Genomic DNA, 17,351 nt, shown 5'->3' with positions numbered 1-17,351 from the left:
TGCTCGCGATGACGGACTAATCGACAACGTTGAACTCGACCCGTGCCGTCTGTCCACCTTCATCGAGCACGCTCAACTCAACGCGCCCGAGCTGTTCGAACGTGGCGTTGATGCTCTCCTGGTTGGCGCTGTCGCCCAGCGGCGTGCCGTTGACGAACCACCAGCGCCGACCGCTGCCGCCAAGTGCCGAGAGCTTCAGCCGCAGCAGCTCCTGACTGGCCGCCGGCCGGCGCAGTTGATCACCGTCGCGTACGCCTACAATCGACAGTGGCGAAGACGCCGCCAGCACCGGCCCCGGGCAATCCGGGTCATCGGCCGGCAAGCGCGCTTCACGGCGCTCGACGCGAGGCAGCCATGGCTCCAGCGGCGCTGGCCACAACGCGATATCCCGCGCCACGGCGCCCGGGCATTTGGCGTCGACCCGCAGCCCCTTGGCGTTGACCCAGACTTTCTCCAGCAGCCCCACACTCAGCGGTTGGTCCAAGGCCTGCAAGGTCGGTGGCGTAGTGCCGTCCAACGTCCAGGCGAAGCGCTGGCGACGGCAATTCGGATCATTGCGGCTCATCGGTTGACCCAGCGGCCAACAGATCGCCGCCGCCCCGACGTTCGGGGGCACCGGTTGCACCGGCGCGCTGATGCCGCGCTGGCTGTCGCGATTGATCAGCACGTCGTGGACTTGCAACATCAACGGCGCCGCCGAGGCCAGGCCGAATTGTCCCGGCACCGGCGTGCCGTCCGGGCGGCCGATCCAGATGCCGATCAGGTAGCGCGGCCCGACGCCAATCGCCCAGGCATCGCGAAAACCATAGCTGGTGCCGGTTTTCCAGGCCAGCACCGGGCGCTGCACCAGTTCGGCGCGCGGGTCGCGGTCGGGACGTGCCTGACCGCTGAGAATCCGCCGCACGATCCACGCCGCCCCCGGCGACAGCAGCGGCCGCTCACGCAGCTCATCATCGGGCTGCAAACGGAGGTTGGCGCTCTTGCCGCCACGGGCGAACGCGCTGTAACCGCTGACCAGATCCTCCAGCCGACTGCCGGCACCGCCGAGGATCAACGCCAGGCTCGGCTCGGCCAGCGGCGGCAAGGTCAGCGGCATGCCGCCGATGCGCATTTCGGCGGCAAAGCGTTTCGGCCCGTAAGCTTCCAGCAGCTGCACCGCCGGCAGATTCAATGAGGTCGACAGCGCGCTGCTGGCCGGCACCGGGCCGCTGAAGCCCATGGAGAAATTACCCGGCCGATAATCGCCATAACGCCTGGGCACGTCCTGCAGCAGCGATTCGGAATGAATCAGCCCGGCGTCCATCGCCATGCCGTAAAGGAAGGGTTTGAGGGTTGAGCCGGGTGAGCGCATCGCACTGATCATGTCGACATGGCCGAAGCGCCGGTCGTCATTGATATCCACCGAGCCGAGATAGGCGCGCACCGCCATGGTTTCTTCCTCGACCACCAGAATCGCCGCCGAGGTGTACTCCGGCAGGCGCGCGCGCCAGCCCAGCAGCAAGTCTTCGAGACGTCGTGCAGGTTGGCGTCAAGGGTAGTGCGAATCAGCGGCGGGCTGTCCGGGCGGTTCAAGCGCCGCGCCAGTAACGGGGCGAGGCTCGGCTCCAGGCGGGGCGCCAGCAGCAAGGGCTCTTCCAGTGCCTCGTCGACCGCCGACTGTGGCCACACCTGAAACTGTGCCAAGCGCCGCAATACCTTGTCTCGCGCCACCTGTGCACGCGCTGCGTGTCGATCCGGGCGCAAGCGGCTCGGTGCTTGCGGCAATACCGCCAGCAACGCGGCCTCGGCGTGGGTCAGGTGTTGCGGTGACTTGCCCAGATACGCCCAACTCGCCGCTGCCACACCTTGCAGCGTGCCGCCGAACGGCGCGCGATTGAGGTAAAGGTTGAGAATCTGATCCTTGGACAGGTGCCATTCCAACTGCGCGGTACGCCACAGCTGGCGCAGTTTGCCGAACAGCGTTCGCGAGTGTGGATCGAGCAGCCGCGCCACCTGCATCGACAAGGTGCTGCCGCCGGACAACACCCGTCCACCGCTGAGGTTTTGCCACGTCGCCCGCCCCAGCGCCAAGGGGTTAATGCCGGGATGCTGGTAGAACCAGCGGTCTTCGTAGGTCAGCAGCGCATCGAGGTAATAAGGCGAGACCTGCGACGTTTCCACCGGGTAGCGCCACACGCCGTTGGCATCGGCGAACCGCCACAATGGCGTTCCGTCTTCAGCCAGCACTACGCGTGCGAGGTCGTCCTTGGGCAAGGGCAAGGGCCAGATCCGGTCAGCCAGCCACAACAGCGCAACCAGAAGCAGCACGCTACCCAAAACCCAACGCAGAAGCTTGCCCAGTGGGCGCAGACGTTCAGTTACTATTCGCAAATTCAAACCACCCAACCTCTATGCTTCAAGAGCGCTCGCCAGCCCGACAAGGGCCAAAGCGCTCAGCTCTGGCACCCACTCTTTCATCAGGACGTACACATGCAGGTAGATAGCTTTTTCGAATGGCTCGGCCAGGCGCTGGGTTCGGTCATCCGGTTCATCGTCGATACGCTCAGTGGGTTGTTCAATGCCTTGACTCACGCCAGCGGCAATTTTGTCGACGGGCTGTCGCGAGCGCTGGGCATGGAGCCTTCGATCATCAGCATTCTCGTGCTGATCATCGGCTTGATGCTGCTGTACTCGGCAGTCCGCGCCTTCATGCGTGCGTCGATTATCGCAGGGGTTATCTGGCTGGTGCTGGGGTTGTGGGTGTTGAGCTGGGTTGTTCACTAACACCGAGATCCCATGTGGGAGCGAGCCCGCTCGCGATGACGGTTTCAGGCTCGACAAACAGGTTGCCTGTAAGACCGCTATCGCGAGCAGGCTCGCTCCCACAATTCAGCTTACGCTGCAGCTAATGGCCCTGAATCACCATCTCCGGCACGGTTTCGCCGACAGCTTGCCAGTTCGGCCGGTACATCGACTCCACTTGCGGTGGCGGTACGCGGTAGGTGCCGGGGGTCACGGCCCGCGCCAGGTAGAGCAAGTGCGTGGTGCCGTAGCCGTCCAGGTTCAGCGCCGCGACGTAACGGTCATCGCGAAACTCCTGATGCTTGAGGCTGGCGTTCTGCATCGAACCACGCCATTCCTTGACCTTGCTGCTGGCGTTTTCCAGGCTCGCGGCGCTTTGTGCCAGGTTCTGGTTTTCCAATTCAAGACCTGCCGGCAGCAAGTCCACCACTAACGCATCCGGTACCCGCTGCTTGGCGGCGACCGCAATGTGCACCAGCACCAGATCGCCACTGGCCAGGGCCTTGAGGTTCAACGGCTGGCCGTTCATGCCCAGGTATTCACGACGAATGCTCAGGTTCTCGCCACCGGGAACCGGCGCCTGCTGTGGATAACCGGAAATAGTCAGTTGTTGATAAACCGGCTCACTGCCTTCGTTGCGCAGCGAGAGTGGCGAGGCCAGCAATGGTCCTTGCAGCTTGAGCCCCGGCTGGTCATTGCTCAGCTCACGGGTTTCATTGCCAACGCTCAGTTGCGCCGCCCAGTTGGCTCCCGGTTTGCCCAATAAGCCTCTGCCGGCGAGGAACAGCGAGTTGCGCTCCTGGGTCGACAGGTATCGGCTGGCGGCCAGTTGATCGGACAGTTCGAACAAGCGCTCTTCGAGCTTGCCCTTGTCCAGATTGTTCTCTTCCAGCAGGGCCAGAATCAGTGCCTGATCGCGCAATGGGCTGCCGTAATCGGCCAGCCAGTCATTCGCTTTGCGTGAGGCAGCAAGCCCGGCCAGCAAAGCCTGATCGGCACGCGGCTGATCGCCCATTTTCTGCAAGGCTATCGACAGCTGTACCAGCGGCAAACCGGAGCGGGCATCGGTGCGACGTTCGAACAGGCTGCGCAGCGCGCCCAAGGGTGCCTGTTGGCTACGGGCCAACACCAGTCCGGCGTAGGCCTGCACCGCAAAACGCGTGTGCTCGGCGTTTTCGCTGTAGTTCACTTCGATCAGGTTGCGCTCTTGCAGATAGCGCAGCAGTCGTTCACTGGCCTTTTTCAGCGCCTCGGGCGGTACGCCAAAACCCTGGTCGCGAGCACGCAGCAGGAAATCAGTGACATAGGCGGTCAGCCAGAACTCTTCTTCGCCATCGGCGCCCCACAAACCGAAGCTGCCGTTGTAGCGCTGCATGCCCAGCAAGCGTTCGATGCCGAGTTCGATCTTGCGTTTGCGGTCGGCGTCCGGCTCACCTTCCAGCCCCAGGCGTTTCAGGCTCGCTGCATCGGCATAGAGCGACGGATACAGACCGCTGGTGGTTTGTTCCAGGCAGCCGTATGGGTAAGCCTTGAGTGCGCGAATCTGCTCGCCAAGGTTCAGCGGTGGTCGGCTCGACAGGCTGAGCAAGGCCTCACGCCCGGCCGGCTCGAACAGCGACAACTCGCCTTCCGGCAGGCTCCACGGCTGATCCTTGAGCACCGCGCGATAGTGCTTGAGCAGCGCCGGATACGCCGGACGCACGCCCAAGGTCCACTCGCGGGTAAACGGCGGCAGGCTCTCGCCCGGCAGATCAAGACCATTGACCAGCACCTTGACCTTGCCCTGACCGAAACCGCTGAGTGCACGCACCGGAATCCGCAATGTTGTGCGCTGGTCCTGCTTCAGTTGCACGCTTTGCGGCGACTCGTCGACCAGTGCCAATTGGCCTTCGGTGCTGAGTTGCACCTCGAGTTTCTGCGGTTTTCCCGACAGGTTCGAGAGGTCCAGCGCCAACGTCGTCTGGTCGCCACCGGCGAGGAAGCGCGGCGCCGACAGTTCGGCAATCAGCGGCGCGGCGATGACTGTTTTACCTTCGGCCATGCCATAGCGATCATCGGTCCAGGCCTGGGCCATCAAGCGCAGCTCGCCGTTGAAGTCCGGGATGTTGACGCTGACTTCGCCTTCGCCCTGCTCGTTCAAGGTCACCGGTGCGCTTTGCAAAGCAACGATGGTCACGCTGGTGTCCGGGCGTTTGCCGCCCTTGGCCAGCGCCGCGTCACCACCAAAGGCCAGACTGGCCAAACGCCCCTGGCCAGCTTCGATCAACTGCCCGTAAACGTCGAGTTGGTCGGCGCTATAGGCCTTGCGGCCAAACAGGCTGGAGTACGGATCCGGCGTCGGGTACTCGGTGATATTGAGGATGCCGACGTCCACCGCCGCCAGCAGCACATGCACCTGTTTCGGTACGCTGCCATCGGCGTTCTTCGCCTGAATCTTCACGCTCAGCGGTTGTTTCGGGCGCATTTTTTCCGGCGCCGTCAGGCTCAAGCCGAGTTTGCGCTGAGTCCGGTCCAGCGGCAGGTGCAGCACGCCGACCGCACGTTTCGGGGTGACATTGGCTTTGCGCTCGCCGGGACGAATCACCAGCGCACTGACGTACAGATCGTGGCGCGCCCACTTCGGATCAAGCTTCACCGCGAAGCTTTTGCCTTCGGCCGGCACGTCGATTTCCTGCCACCACAACGGCCCGTCGGCCGACTCCACCAGCAAATAGCCCTTGCCCGCCGCCGGCGGGGTCACGGTGATGTTGGCGGTATCGTCATCGCCATAGGCCGGCTTATCCAGCGCCAGCTTGACCTGGTCCGGACGCACCGCACCGCCTTCAGCATTGTCCTGGGCGCGGTAACCGGCCCAGAAACGCACGCTGCTGACGATGCCGGTGTGCGGGTCTTCAACTTCGACGCGATACGGGCCCCACTCCACCGGGAAGCTGATCTTTGCCGTATCGCCGGCCTTGATGCTGACCGTTTCTTCGTCGAGGTTGAGGAATTTTTCATTGAAGTGATAGCTCCAGCCATCGCTCTCAGAGTAGTTCCAGTAGTAATCGCGGCGTTCACGGATCAGCCGGACCTTGAGGTTGTCGGTCGCCAGCTTCTGGCCTGCATTGTTGGCCATCAACAGCTCGAATTCGACCGGGCCATCGCCGTTGGTTTCCTGACCATTGAACAACGCGCGCAGCCCCGGCAAGCGATCCGCCGGCCAGACCGGTTGCACCACGCGCCGAGTAATCGGCCGGCCACCGGACTCGTGCAGGCTGGCCTGGACAATCAACTGCAGCGGCGACTTGGCGGCCGCCCATTTGCTCTCCAGCGAAATCACCGCCTTGCCGTCGGCATCCAGCAGCGCTTCATCCAGTTCCAGGTCCTGGCTCAGTTCTTCTTCGGTGACCGAACCGAACTGATAACCCGGCAAGCCTTTGACCGCTTCACGCAGGGGCCGCACGTAAACCTGGCCACTCAAGCGATTGCCCGACGCCGGCGCGCCGTAGAGGTAGCGACCGTTGACGCTGATTTCAGCGGTATCGGCCGGTTTGATCGGCGTCTCGCTGCCCTTGAGTTCAAGGGCCAGGCGCTCGGGCAGGAAGTCTTCGACCAGAAACTCATAGAGCTGCGGCTTGCCGTCACCCAGGTCGAACACCAGTTGCCAGCGCCCGGTCGGCGCTTCGCCGGCCAGTTGCAGTTGATATTGATAGAGCCCAGAAGCATCGGCGTCCCAGACGAACTTGCGGCTGACCTGCGCATCCGGCCGACGTACTTCGACGCTGACCGGTTGCGGTTTGACCGCATTGCCGTCCTTGTCCCGTAGCAAGGCATTGAGCAGCACGGTTTCACCAGGCCGGTAAAGATCGCGCGGGCCAAACACGAAAAATTGCAGCGGATGGGCTTGTGGCCCGCCGATCTTGAACTCGGCCAAGTCCAGCGCTGCGCTGTTGAGACGCAACATGCTGGTCTGCTCACCCTGATGGGCCAGCAGCACTTCAGCCTTTTTCGGCAGCGGCAATTCGGCGTGGCCGCCCTTCTCGGTTTTGCCCTGACCGACCACGCGGCCATTGGCGTCGAGCAGTTCGAGGCTGACGTCGTCCAGCGCTTTGCCACCTTCCAGTGCCTGGGTGAACACATCCAGACGGTTCTGGTAACGGTGCACCGACAGGCCGATGTCACTGAGGGTGAACAAGGTTGCCGGTTGCGAGTAGCTGTAAGTGCCAGCGGCACGCATCACCGCCAGATAAACCCCCGGTTGCTGCAACGGCTTGAGGCCGGCGATCGGCAGCAGCAGGGTTTCGCGGGTGTTGCGTGCCGGGTTCAGATCGAAACGGCCGCCGTAGACCAGATCGGCCATCGGCAGCAGTTCACGCGATTCATAGCTTTGCAGGCTGCTGTTGCGACCCCATTGGGTGAGGAACGCCGGCAGCGATTCGGGTTTGATCCGGAAGAATTCGACATTGATCTTGTCGACGTTGAGCGCGATTACCGGCAAGCCTTCCGCCAGACGAGTCGGCAATAAGGTGCCACGGCTGGCAAAACCCACCGTCGGATGCAGGTCTCGGGTTTCCAGGCGGCTGACGTAATCGGCAGCCAGTTTGGCGTCGTTGACCCCCAGCAGCCCGGCGTCGACGGTCAGCACCAGTTTGCGCTGCGGCTCAAGGTGACGCAGGCGCAGCTCCATCAGGTTGTCCGAAAGTTCCCAGGCGCCATCGACCTTGCCGGTCTTGCTGTCCACCAGGTGCAGTTTGTCGGCGAATTTCTGCTGCGGGTCCAGCGGCACCGAGACACTCACTGACAGCGTGCTCGCGCCATCGAGCTGGATTTCCGAGACATCCACCACGCTCAATTCGCGACCGGCGTAACGCTGCTTCAGCACAGCGACATCCTGCACGGCCTTGGCCTTTGGCGCCGTGACTGGCGCTGCCGGCACCGGGCTGGCCGGCGCGTTGGTCGATGTCGATGAATCGCAGGCGCTGAGCAGCATCAGCGCACAGGCCAGAAACAATCCTTTGTTCAGCATGGGACACTCGTCGGCAAGAGTCTTGAAGGGGTGAACTATAGCCCAAGCGCTGGCCGGGCAGATCAGATTGACCAACAACGTGGAATTGGAATGCTGATGAGGGTGATGAGCACTCTGTGGCCAGGGAGCTTGCTCCCGCTCGAGGGCGAAGCCCTCGCAAACCCGGTGAATACAGACTGGAAAAATGGGGTGCCTAATGGGGGGCCGCTGCGCGACCCAGCGGGAGCAAGCTCCCTCGCCACAAAAAGCCTGCTTTTCACAAAAGCACTGACGCCTGGATCTGCCGCTACAATGCCCGCTCTCGAAAGGAGCCTGAATGTCTACGTTGATCACCGACTGGCGCGATCGTGCGACCCATCGTCGCGTCTGGGCGCTTGCCGCGCCGATGATTCTTTCGAACATTTCCGTGCCGCTGGTGGCGCTGGTCGACAGCACGGTGGTCGGCCACCTGCCTCACGCGCATCAGCTCGGTGCTGTCGCGGTGGGCGCCAGCCTGTACACCTTTCTGGCCTGGGCCATGGGGTTTCTGCGCATGGGTTCCACCGGGTTTGCGGCGCAGGCGGCCGGGCGCGGTGATGGTGCGGCGCTGCGGCAGATCCTGCTGCAAGGCTTGCTATTGGCGATGGGGCTGGCGCTGCTGCTCGGGATACTGGGCGTACCGCTCAGTGGCGTGGCGTTGCACTTCATGCAGCCATCGGCCGAGCTCGATCAACTGACCCGCGAGTTTTTCCACACGCGGTTGTTTGGCTTACCGGCGGCGCTGGCCAGTTATGCGCTGGTCGGCTGGTTCCTCGGCACCCAGAACGCCCGGGCACCGCTGGCGATTCTGCTGACCACCAACCTGGTGAACATCGCTCTGAACCTGTGGTTCGTCATAGGTCTGCAATGGGGCGTCGTCGGGGCGGCCCGTGCTTCAGTGATCGCCGAATGGACCGGCGCCCTGCTCGGCCTGGCCATGACCCGTCATGCCCTGCGCGCCTACCCCGGGCATATCGCCTGGGCGGCATTGGCACTGTGGCAGAGTTGGCGACCGCTGCTGGCGGTCAACCGCGATATCTTCATTCGCAGTCTGGCGCTGCAATCGGTGTTTTTCATGGTCACCGTGCAAGGCGCGCGGCTCGGCGATGCGACGGTGGCGGCCAATGCATTATTGCTCAATGGTTTGCTGTTGACCGCCCATGCCCTGGATGGCCTGGCCCACGCGGTGGAGGCTCTGTGCGGCCACGCCATCGGTGCCCATGACCGTCAGACCTTGCGTCGGTGCCTGGTGGTCGCCTGCGGCTGGTCATTGATTGCCAGCCTGGGGTTTGCGCTGCTGTTCCTCTGCGCCGGGCATCTGTTCATCGAGATGCAGACCAACATCCAGAGCGTGCGCGACACTGCATTCGTCTATTTGCCGTACCTCGCCGCACTGCCGCTGATCGCCGTCTGGAGCTACTTGCTCGACGGCCTGTTCATCGGCGCGACCCGGGCCCGGGAAATGCGCAACGGCATGCTGCTGACGGTGCTGCTGTTGCTGCCATTTGCCTGGGCACTGCAAGGGTTCGGCAACCATGGACTGTGGCTGACCTTCCTGTTGTTCATGGTGCTGCGCAGCCTGACGCTTGGGGCATTCGCCTGGAACCTGCGCAAGAACGATGGCTGGTTCACATTTCAGCGCTCGTAGCCGTTCTTCGTCGTAATTTATGAATTCAGGAACGATCGCTCTGCCAGCGGTTGCGCAGGCTGTCGAGCCGCTCTTGCTGAGTGCGCCCCGGCAGGTGCTCTTCGGGTATGGCTGACGGGTATTGCAAACGTAATCGCAACCAGCCATCGAGCACCGTGCGTTCGCTGAAACCCTGCTCGAGTCCTTCCTGCACAAAAGACCAGATCGCGCCAAAGTCATGCCCCGTCGAGCGACTCCAGTGCCACGCATGGCGCTCCAGCAGACACGCCTGCAACATGCCCTGCTGGTGAAGGCTAAGGCTGTCTTCGATGGCCAGTTCACTGACGGCCAATCGCGGATTGACCAGATGCAACCACCCCAGACTGCCGATCGCCCGGTCTGCCCAGGTCCCGCCATACCAGTACACCTTATCGATCGGCCCCAGCCAGCGGCTCAACTCGCGGGCATCGCCGGCATCAAAAAAGTAACTGGCGATAAAAGGGTTGTAGTAACTCAGCAGGCCCTTGTAATGAAACCCGAAGGTGACCGTGAGCATACGGCGAAGGTGCCCGAGCAATTGCCCGCAGGGTGCGCAACTGACCAACAGCAACCCCGGCCAGTCCGCCGGCTCGTCGTGGCAACATTGCATCAATGACGATTGCGCCGACAGCTCGATCAACTGCGGCCCCTGGTCGCGCAATGCGTGCAGGTCAGTGTTCTCGAACAATGCGTAACGCGATGCGTCGGCAAACCGGTGCTGCAGGTTCCACCCTGCCTGCGGCGAACCCGGTACATCCAGCAAAAGCCATTGCGCCGACTGGGCAGCGATCATGCCGCACCACTTTGGCCAAGCCCTGCTACCGTGCGGCAGGCACAGATCGCTTGCCGGCAATGCATGAAACTCCCCCCGCCGGGTATCAAACACAGCAACACCAAGGGCTGACTGCCCTGAACCATTGTCAACAAGTCATGGCGACCCTGGGGCGGCAAATCCTCCAGTGCCGGGAGCGCCTCCCCGACCACTGAGGGCGGGGAGGTTTCGGCAGGCAGCACGCTGTCGATGTGCAACGTCGCCCCCCGAAATATGCCGGTGATCAATGGCTGGTCCGGGTCGCCCTCGATAAAGCTCACACAGACCTCAACCCCCGCCGTCAAACCGGCAACCGACTCTGCAGACAGTTGGGGCGAGACCGGCAGCCAGCAATGGCTGGGCCGTGCCCCCTGGCCCTGATAAAGCCAATCGAACTGCACGGCGATCCGTAGCGCAGGGTCACTGCGGATTTCGTCGACCTTGACCACCCAACCACGTTGCACGCTGTTCATCCGTGGCTTCGTGCCCGGACAAAACGCTACGAACGGAGTCTCCCAGGGAATCGCATCAATGCGGTTGTGGTAGTACGGCAGATGCGCCTGGCTACCCGAATGCTCGACCCGGGTCAGCAACCACTGGTGATTCCAGTCAGCAAACGGATGGCCCGACAACGGCATCAGCATGCCGCTACGTATATTCGGCAGGTCCGTTTCACCCTCTGCGACGGATTTGGGCAATCCATCATGACCTGCCACATCGGCATGAGCACGAACCGTGAAACGCCTGACTGCAGGTGCGCAACCCAACGCATCAAAGGGTGCGCTGTCACCTGGACGCACGTTTCGTTGAGAGTCGGCAAAGATCAGGTAATGACCGTGCTTGCGGTGCTGAAAATGGTAGTGAATCCGCTCTTGCTCGCACAGGCGCTGAAGAAACGCCAAATCCGACTCACGGTACTGGGTGCAAAACTCCCGCATGGGGTAGTCGTTCCGGAGCTCGAATCGACAGTTTTTTTCGTCTATGCCGTGCTCCTTCAGTACCTGAACCAGAATCTGCGGGACTGACTGGCCGGTGAACATTCGCTGGTTGCAGCGTTGCGCCAGGCAGGCCAGCTTTGGCCCAAGGCACAGACGCCAGAGCCCCGGCAGCGCGTCGTCATGAAGCGGAGTGAGGTCATGAATCTGTCCGTGGATACCGGTGCCCGCGCCCCCAAACCCCAGGTACGCCGAGCGAAACATCAGACTGGCGATATCCAATCGCTGCTCATCGATCGGTAGATCCAGCTGAAAGGCAAAGGGCTGGCTGATGGACTCGCAACCGGTAAAGGCGACAACGACAAAGGGTTGGGGTTGACCCGCTATCTCCAGACGAAATGACGGCTCGTTGACGGGATCGAACATCGGCGTTTCTCTACAGGAGGGACGGCCGGGGATTCTCGCTGAGAGACATGGCCGAGTAGAGTGCCGAAGTACAACTTAGGAAATGACCTACGCGAAATGAAGACCACACAGCGTTGATAGTGCGCAGGCGTGGCAAATCGCTACAAAAATAAAGAAATGCCGTACCAGGCCCTCCGAAAATTCCGCACTACGCGGAGTTTTTTCTGACAGCCTGGTCACAGCGGTTCGCTACCTCAAGAAGACAGGTAAGACGAGCGAGTCAGCCCCAGGCGCAAGGCATCGAGGTACTGGGTGCGCTCGCTAGCACTGATTCGAGCACTGGCCACCTTGTCGCGGTAGTGCGTCATCAGCTCTTCCGGCGACAAGTGCACGTAACGCAACATGTCTTCAATGGTGTCGTGGGTTTCGATACCGGCGTGGTAAACGCTGCCGTCGGCATTCTGGTAGATGTTCACCGAGTCGGTGTCACCGAACAGGTTGTGCATGTCACCGAGAATTTCCTGGTAAGCGCCCACCAGGAAAATCCCCAACAGGTAGTCTTCGCCATCATTGAGCCCGTGTACCGGCAGGCTGGTTTCAATGCTCTGCTCGTCGACGTACTGCTTGATCTTGCCGTCGGAGTCGCAAGTCAGGTCTTGCAGCACGGCACGGCGCATCGGCTCTTCATCAAGACGGTGCAGCGGCAGGATCGGCAGGACCTGGCCGATGGCCCAGGTGTCCGGCAGGCTCTGGAATACCGAGAAATTGCAGATGTATTTGTCGGCCAGCTTGTCGTTGAGTTCGTCGAGCACCTGACGGTGCGAGCGTTGACGGGCTTTCAACGAGTTGTGCAGGCGACGGCAAACGGCGAAATAGCATTGCTCGGCCAGGGCTTTCTCGGCCAGGGTCAGCTTGCCATCAGCGTACTGGCTGGCCACGTCGCTCATGTAGTGGGTCGCGCGCCAGTAGGTTTCGGTGACCATCTCGATATCGGTCGGGCCGAGCAGGTCGACCAGCCATTGCACGGTTTCCGGCAGCTCATCCTTGTTCTCGATCATTGGCACGTCGTCGTTGTGTTTCTCGACGTCGGTGACCTGTACCACCAGCATGGCGTGGTGAGCCGTCAGCGAACGACCACTCTCGGAGAAGATGTTCGGATGCGGCAGGCTTTGCGCGTCGCAGAATTCCTTGAGCATGCCGACCACGACACCGGCGTAATCGTCCATGTCGTAGTTGATCGAGCTGGCGTTACGCGAGTGAGTACCGTCGTAGTCGACGCCCAGGCCACCACCCACGTCGATGTGATCCACCGGCAGGCCAAGGTTGCGCAGTTCGCCGTAGTAACGGATCGCTTCCTTGAAGCCGTGCTGGTAGTCCGCCAGGTTGGCGATCTGCGAGCCCATGTGAAAGTGCAGCAAACGAATGCCTTGATCCAGACCGGCTGTACGGAAGCGCTCGACTACCGACAGCAACTGGGCAGCAGAAAGCCCGAACTTGGACTTTTCGCCGCCAGTGTCCGCCCATTTGCTCGATGCCAGGGACGACAGGCGAACCCGCAGGCCGACTTGAGGCTTGACCTTCAGCGAGGCAGCCTCTTCGATCACCAGGCCGACTTCGGATTCTTTCTCAATCACGATGAACACGTTGTGGCCCAGCTTCTGGCCCATCAGTGCCAGACGGATGAACTCACGATCCTTGTAACCGTTGCAGACGATGGTGCCGCCCTTTGGCGCCAGGGCCAGCACGGCCAGCAGTTCCGGCTTGGAGCCGGCTTCCAGGCCGATGGACACGTTCTGGGTGGCGATGATGTTCTCGATCACCGCTTCTTGCTGGTTAACCTTGATCGGGTACAGCGCGGTGTACTTGCTCTGGTATTCCAGACGCTCGATGTTCGCGTCGAAGGCCCCGGTCAGCTGACGGACACGGTCCTGCAGGATGTCCGGGAAGCGCACCAGCAGTGGCAAGGACAGGCCGCTTTTGCGCAGCTGTGCAACTTGCTCGAACAGATCGATAGGCGAGCTGCTCGGACCGTTCGGACGAACTTCTACGCGACCGGCGTCACTGATCGCGAAATACCCGGCCCCCCAATGGCGAATCCCGTAAACACTGCGGCTGTCCGCAACTGTCCATTGGCTGCCATCGTCTTTGCGTGTGCGTCGTACGGACATCGAAGTCCCCTATAAAGAAGTCAAAGAGCGCCACCCGGGTTGAGGGCTGGCGCAGTCTAAAGTGAAAAAATGACGATTAGCCTGCAACGAGGGGATAGACCTCAGTTGCAGCGCTGAGTTTAGAAACCGGTCAGAACAGGCTCTGTGAAAACCATGGAGACGACGTTCAACCTGAATCGGATCAGGACTGCATCAAGTCGGGGTGGTTTTCACAGAGGCTGCTAGCCGCCGGATTTCTTCGCTTTGAAACCGTGTTTGATCAGCTCTGCCAAGAGTAGCTCGACATGATCGCCCTGGATTTCGATGATCCCGTCCTTCAACGCGCCACCGGTGCCGCAGCGTTTCTTCAACGCCGTGGCGAGATCCTTGAGCGCGTCTTCGGCCAGCGGCACGCCGCTGATGGTGGTCACCGTCTTGCCGCCCCGGCCCTTGCTTTCGCGGCGCACGCGCGCGATGCCGTCGCCGGCCGGGATAACGGTTTGTTTGCAGATGCAGGCTGCCACCGGCTGGCTACAGTCCGGGCAATGTCGACCTGCGTCGGTGGAAAATACCAGGCCACCAAGGGCGGCGAAGGATGCGGCTTTTTTGGCCACCGGCAATCCTCTTGGGAGGACAAAGACTGGTCGCAGCAACGTTGGCACGTGCTATCGACCGCGAAGCCCCACTCAGGCAGGGGCAGCGCTACTGGACCGGACGCCCTTAAAAATAAGGAGTGCCGGTTCAGCTTGAAAAGGTCGCGCAGTGTAACGGCAAAAAGCGCACTTGCTAAGAGCCAATCGGCGCCATTTTATAGATCTTTTGCGACGCCCTTTACAGCGTCACCTCCACGCGCGCGCAGATAGCGCTTCAACGCCGCCAGAGAGTCCGGGCAGTAAGGCTTCTGCGTGATTTCCTGCATCACCTGTTCGATGGGAATAAAGCGGGCCTGAAGCACTTCTTCCGGCTGCAGGATCAACGGCCCGTCCCAGACCGCCGAAAACGCCGAACACCACAGGCGGTTGCCGGTGTCTTCAAAGAAAAAATGATCATGGGCGGTCAGTTCGACCCCGCTGACGCCCAACTCTTCTTCCAGTTCACGGGCCGCCGATTCGGCGTAGGTTTCGGTCGCCAGCACCATGCCGCCCGCCGCCACATCCCAGAATCCCGGATAAATGGCTTTGCTGAACGTGCGCTGATGCACGCACAATTCACCGGCCGAGTTAAACAACATGATGTAAGTGCCGCGCCCGATCAGCCCGCGCTCACGCAAGTCCGAACGCACCAAAGAGCCGAGCAGGTTGTCCTGCTCGTCGACCCAGGCGATGTGTTCGGCGTCCGAGGCCGCGCGGTGCGCAGCCTCATTCAGGTTATCGACCATGACTCAGCCCTGATTGAGCAATTGACGCAAATCGATAACTGCCGCGTTGGCCCGCGAGATGTAGTTGGCCATGACCAGCGAGTGGTTGGCCAAAACCCCGAAACCGCTGCCGTTGAGGATCATCGGGCTCCAGACGGTTTCCTGGGAGGCCTCCAGTTCACGAATGATCTGACGTACGCTGACCGTCGCGTTCTTCTTCGCCAATACATCGGCGAAGTCGACTTCGATGGCGCGTAGCAAATGCGACAGTGCCCAGGCCTGACCACGCGCTTCATAGAATACGTCGTCGATTTGCAGCCAAGGGGTTTCCACCCGTTCTTCATCCAGCTGCGGCACCTGACCCGGCGCCAGGGTTTCGGTTTTCAGCGCGGTGTTCAGCTTGACCCGGCCAACACTGGCCGACAGCCGTTGCGACAGTGAACCCAAGCGGGTCGCGACATCACCCAGCCAGTTGTTCAGGTTGTCGGCACGCGCATAGAACTGGGCGTTTTTTTGCGTTGGATCGGACAGGCGAGCCTGGTAGCGGCTCAGGGAGTTGATGCCTTCCTGGTATTCCGACTCGCTGGACGGCAGCATCCAACTCTTGTTGTCAAAGTTGAAACGCGGCTCGGCCTTGGCCAGATCGGCGTCTTCAGCCGATTGCGATTGCGAACGGGCAAAGTCTTTACGCAAGGCGCGAGTCAGATCGCGGACTTGCACCAGCACGCCATATTCCCAATTTGGCATGTCGTCCAGCCACAAGCCTGGTGGAAAACGGTCATTGGAAATATAGCCACCCGGCTTGTTCAGCAAGGTACCGGCGACGGTCTTGAGGGTTTCCACCGTGGTGTAGCCAACAACCATCTGCTTGCCTTCTTTCTCGGCAGCCAGTTGTGCGCTCTGCTGAACCGGAAACAGCGCAGGTTCATGGCTCCAATACCAGCCCAGGGCGAGGGCCACCAGCAAATACAGGCTGATCAAGGTGGCCAATGCGCGGCTGAACAGCAGGCCACCTAAATAGCTGCGGGTTGCCGACTTGGGTTCGGCGGCACGTTCAGGCGCGCTGCCTGTGCGGTTCTTCCAGTCCAGCATGGCGATATCCTTTCAATCACTTGAGTTCGTCGGTTCGACCACAACGATACAACAATGTGCCTTTGACCGGCATCTGCCGTTGGGGTAATCCCGAAAAATTACAACCGGACCTGCGGCGACCGTTGCCGCTGAACTCAAACGTCCATGCTTACGCTAAACGCCGATGACCTCCATGGAAATCTGCCGCACCTCGGCTGGTGCAAAAAGATGGGCGATACCTTCGCCGTCAGTCCTTCTCTGGACAGCCTGCCCGTCCACGGTCGCGACGTAACGCTGCTGAGCCAGCGGCTCGGCCGTGACGCTGGCAACGAGGCGGAAAACCCTTGGCGATCGCGAGGCCTGGACAGGCGGGTTTTTCATCAACTCGATAATCGCCTGATCGAAAGCGCGCACCGGCATCACCCAGTCGCCGTAGTCGGCTTCAGCCCTGATTAACCACCACTCGCCACGCTCGAGCTGTTGCAGCACCTCGCTGTCGATATCAATCAGCAGGCTGGCACGCAACTCGTCCAGGCCCTCGACAGATTGCCGATCGAGCAATGCCTGGCGGACGAGATCCAGCGCTTGCTCGCAGGAGTAAGCATGCTGGCGCTCCCACGCGGACAGATAAAGCTCGCTGACCAGTTTCATGCCTGCGGCTCCCCGTTCCACTCGTCGGAGCCCATGGTCCGGCTGATTTCATGTCTCCAGTAGATGCGCCGGTAGCTGAAGTGAACCTTCTCCAACTGGGTAATGTGCGCACTACCGGGGTCCTGGCAATGGGGCATAAGCACTTCTGCGCCGATGATCACCGCGTCTTCCAGTTCCATCGTGTAGAAATGCTCCTGCGTTCCGTGAGCCGAGGTGCGATACCACTCGACACGGCACTTGCTGAGCAACTCCCCGGAACACAAAGCGATGTTGATCAGCGGCGACGACTTGTCGATCGCCTTGGTAATGATCAATGGCTTGTGCATCCGACGCCCCGCCCCCGACCCTTTAGGCACAAAAATGCCATGGCTCAGGGCCTGAATCATGATCTGGTCCTCACGGCCCAACTGATAGATGTTGCCCACTGATGCCTCGGTGAAGGCGCCTTTGCTGATGAGACCTTGTCGTTCGCCGTGGAGGGTCATAAAGGCGGGGGTTGGCATG

Annotated in this window: 11 protein-coding genes and 1 pseudogene; 2 read left to right on the top strand and 10 right to left on the bottom strand. The window is 61.3% G+C overall.

Annotated elements, in window-relative coordinates; translation table 11 throughout:
• Positions 1–16: 16 nt before the first annotated feature.
• Positions 17–2,307 (bottom strand): annotated as a pseudogene (pbpC, locus tag HK44_RS26460) (peptidoglycan glycosyltransferase PbpC).
• Between the two features lie 162 nt (positions 2,308–2,469).
• Between pbpC and HK44_RS26455 the strand changes: the two are divergent.
• Positions 2,470–2,763: a hypothetical protein gene (locus tag HK44_RS26455; protein WP_019693739.1), complete on the top strand. Its 294-nt coding sequence runs from the start codon at positions 2,470–2,472 to the stop codon at positions 2,761–2,763.
• 121 nt (positions 2,764–2,884) lie between these two features.
• Here HK44_RS26455 and HK44_RS26450 read toward each other — a convergent pair whose 3' ends face one another.
• Positions 2,885–7,786, bottom strand: a complete 4,902-nt coding sequence (locus HK44_RS26450) for an alpha-2-macroglobulin family protein (protein ID WP_019693740.1) — start codon at positions 7,784–7,786, stop codon at positions 2,885–2,887.
• A 316-nt stretch (positions 7,787–8,102) separates the two neighbouring features.
• On the opposite strand from HK44_RS26450, the gene HK44_RS26445 reads away from it, so the two are divergent.
• Positions 8,103–9,452 carry an MATE family efflux transporter gene (locus tag HK44_RS26445; RefSeq protein ID WP_019693741.1) on the top strand — a complete coding sequence of 450 codons (1,350 nt, stop codon included), beginning with the start codon at positions 8,103–8,105 and terminating at the stop codon, positions 9,450–9,452.
• 25 nt (positions 9,453–9,477) lie between these two features.
• Here HK44_RS26445 and HK44_RS26440 read toward each other — a convergent pair whose 3' ends face one another.
• From HK44_RS26440 to HK44_RS26405, 8 genes are all read right to left on the bottom strand, one after another.
• Positions 9,478–10,263, bottom strand: a complete 786-nt coding sequence (locus tag HK44_RS26440) for a DUF4123 domain-containing protein (protein ID WP_019693742.1) — start codon at positions 10,261–10,263, stop codon at positions 9,478–9,480.
• Positions 10,260–11,642, bottom strand: a complete 1,383-nt coding sequence (locus HK44_RS26435) for a contractile injection system protein, VgrG/Pvc8 family (RefSeq protein ID WP_019693743.1) — start codon at positions 11,640–11,642, stop codon at positions 10,260–10,262. The genes HK44_RS26440 and HK44_RS26435 overlap by 4 nt, the downstream gene beginning before the upstream one ends.
• Before the next feature lie 233 nt (positions 11,643–11,875).
• Positions 11,876–13,789 carry an arginine decarboxylase gene (speA, locus tag HK44_RS26430; RefSeq protein WP_019693744.1) on the bottom strand — a complete coding sequence of 638 codons (1,914 nt, stop codon included), beginning with the start codon at positions 13,787–13,789 and terminating at the stop codon, positions 11,876–11,878.
• Positions 13,790–14,010: 221 nt separating this feature from the next.
• Complete coding sequence (locus HK44_RS26425; protein ID WP_019693745.1) at positions 14,011–14,382, bottom strand: translation initiation factor Sui1; 372 nt, start codon at positions 14,380–14,382, stop codon at positions 14,011–14,013.
• A gap of 194 nt (positions 14,383–14,576) precedes the next feature.
• Positions 14,577–15,146, bottom strand: a complete 570-nt coding sequence (locus HK44_RS26420; protein WP_019693746.1) for an NUDIX hydrolase — start codon at positions 15,144–15,146, stop codon at positions 14,577–14,579.
• A gap of 3 nt (positions 15,147–15,149) precedes the next feature.
• A complete protein-coding gene (locus HK44_RS26415; RefSeq protein ID WP_019693747.1) occupies positions 15,150–16,217 on the bottom strand; it encodes a DUF2333 family protein in 1,068 nt (355 codons plus the stop codon).
• A gap of 153 nt (positions 16,218–16,370) precedes the next feature.
• Entirely contained in the window at positions 16,371–16,847 is a 477-nt protein-coding gene (locus tag HK44_RS26410; protein ID WP_019693748.1) for a hypothetical protein, read from the bottom strand.
• The gene (locus tag HK44_RS26405; protein ID WP_019693749.1) at positions 16,844–17,350 is read right to left on the bottom strand and encodes an Hcp family type VI secretion system effector; all 507 of its coding nucleotides are present in this window, start codon (positions 17,348–17,350) and stop codon (positions 16,844–16,846) included. Before HK44_RS26405 ends, HK44_RS26410 begins: the two co-directional genes overlap by 4 nt.
• Position 17,351 lies beyond the last annotated feature (1 nt).

The sequence above is a fragment of the Pseudomonas fluorescens HK44 genome (genome assembly GCF_000217955.3).
GTDB classification, from domain to species: Bacteria; Pseudomonadota; Gammaproteobacteria; order Pseudomonadales; family Pseudomonadaceae; genus Aquipseudomonas; species Aquipseudomonas fluorescens_AQ.
This window is presented reverse-complemented; position numbering and strand designations above follow the sequence as displayed.

Coding starts and splice junctions, on each gene's coding strand:
- HK44_RS26455 (WP_019693739.1), top strand. CDS start 2,470: ATGCAGGTAGATAGCTTTTTCGAATGGCTCGGCCAGGCGCTGGGTTCG.
- HK44_RS26450 (WP_019693740.1), bottom strand. CDS start 7,786: ATGCTGAACAAAGGATTGTTTCTGGCCTGTGCGCTGATGCTGCTCAGC.
- HK44_RS26445 (WP_019693741.1), top strand. CDS start 8,103: ATGTCTACGTTGATCACCGACTGGCGCGATCGTGCGACCCATCGTCGC.
- HK44_RS26440 (WP_019693742.1), bottom strand. CDS start 10,263: ATGATCGCTGCCCAGTCGGCGCAATGGCTTTTGCTGGATGTACCGGGT.
- HK44_RS26435 (WP_019693743.1), bottom strand. CDS start 11,642: ATGTTCGATCCCGTCAACGAGCCGTCATTTCGTCTGGAGATAGCGGGT.
- speA (WP_019693744.1), bottom strand. CDS start 13,789: ATGTCCGTACGACGCACACGCAAAGACGATGGCAGCCAATGGACAGTT.
- HK44_RS26420 (WP_019693746.1), bottom strand. CDS start 15,146: ATGGTCGATAACCTGAATGAGGCTGCGCACCGCGCGGCCTCGGACGCC.
- HK44_RS26415 (WP_019693747.1), bottom strand. CDS start 16,217: ATGCTGGACTGGAAGAACCGCACAGGCAGCGCGCCTGAACGTGCCGCC.
- HK44_RS26410 (WP_019693748.1), bottom strand. CDS start 16,847: ATGAAACTGGTCAGCGAGCTTTATCTGTCCGCGTGGGAGCGCCAGCAT.
- HK44_RS26405 (WP_019693749.1), bottom strand. CDS start 17,350: ATGCCAACCCCCGCCTTTATGACCCTCCACGGCGAACGACAAGGTCTC.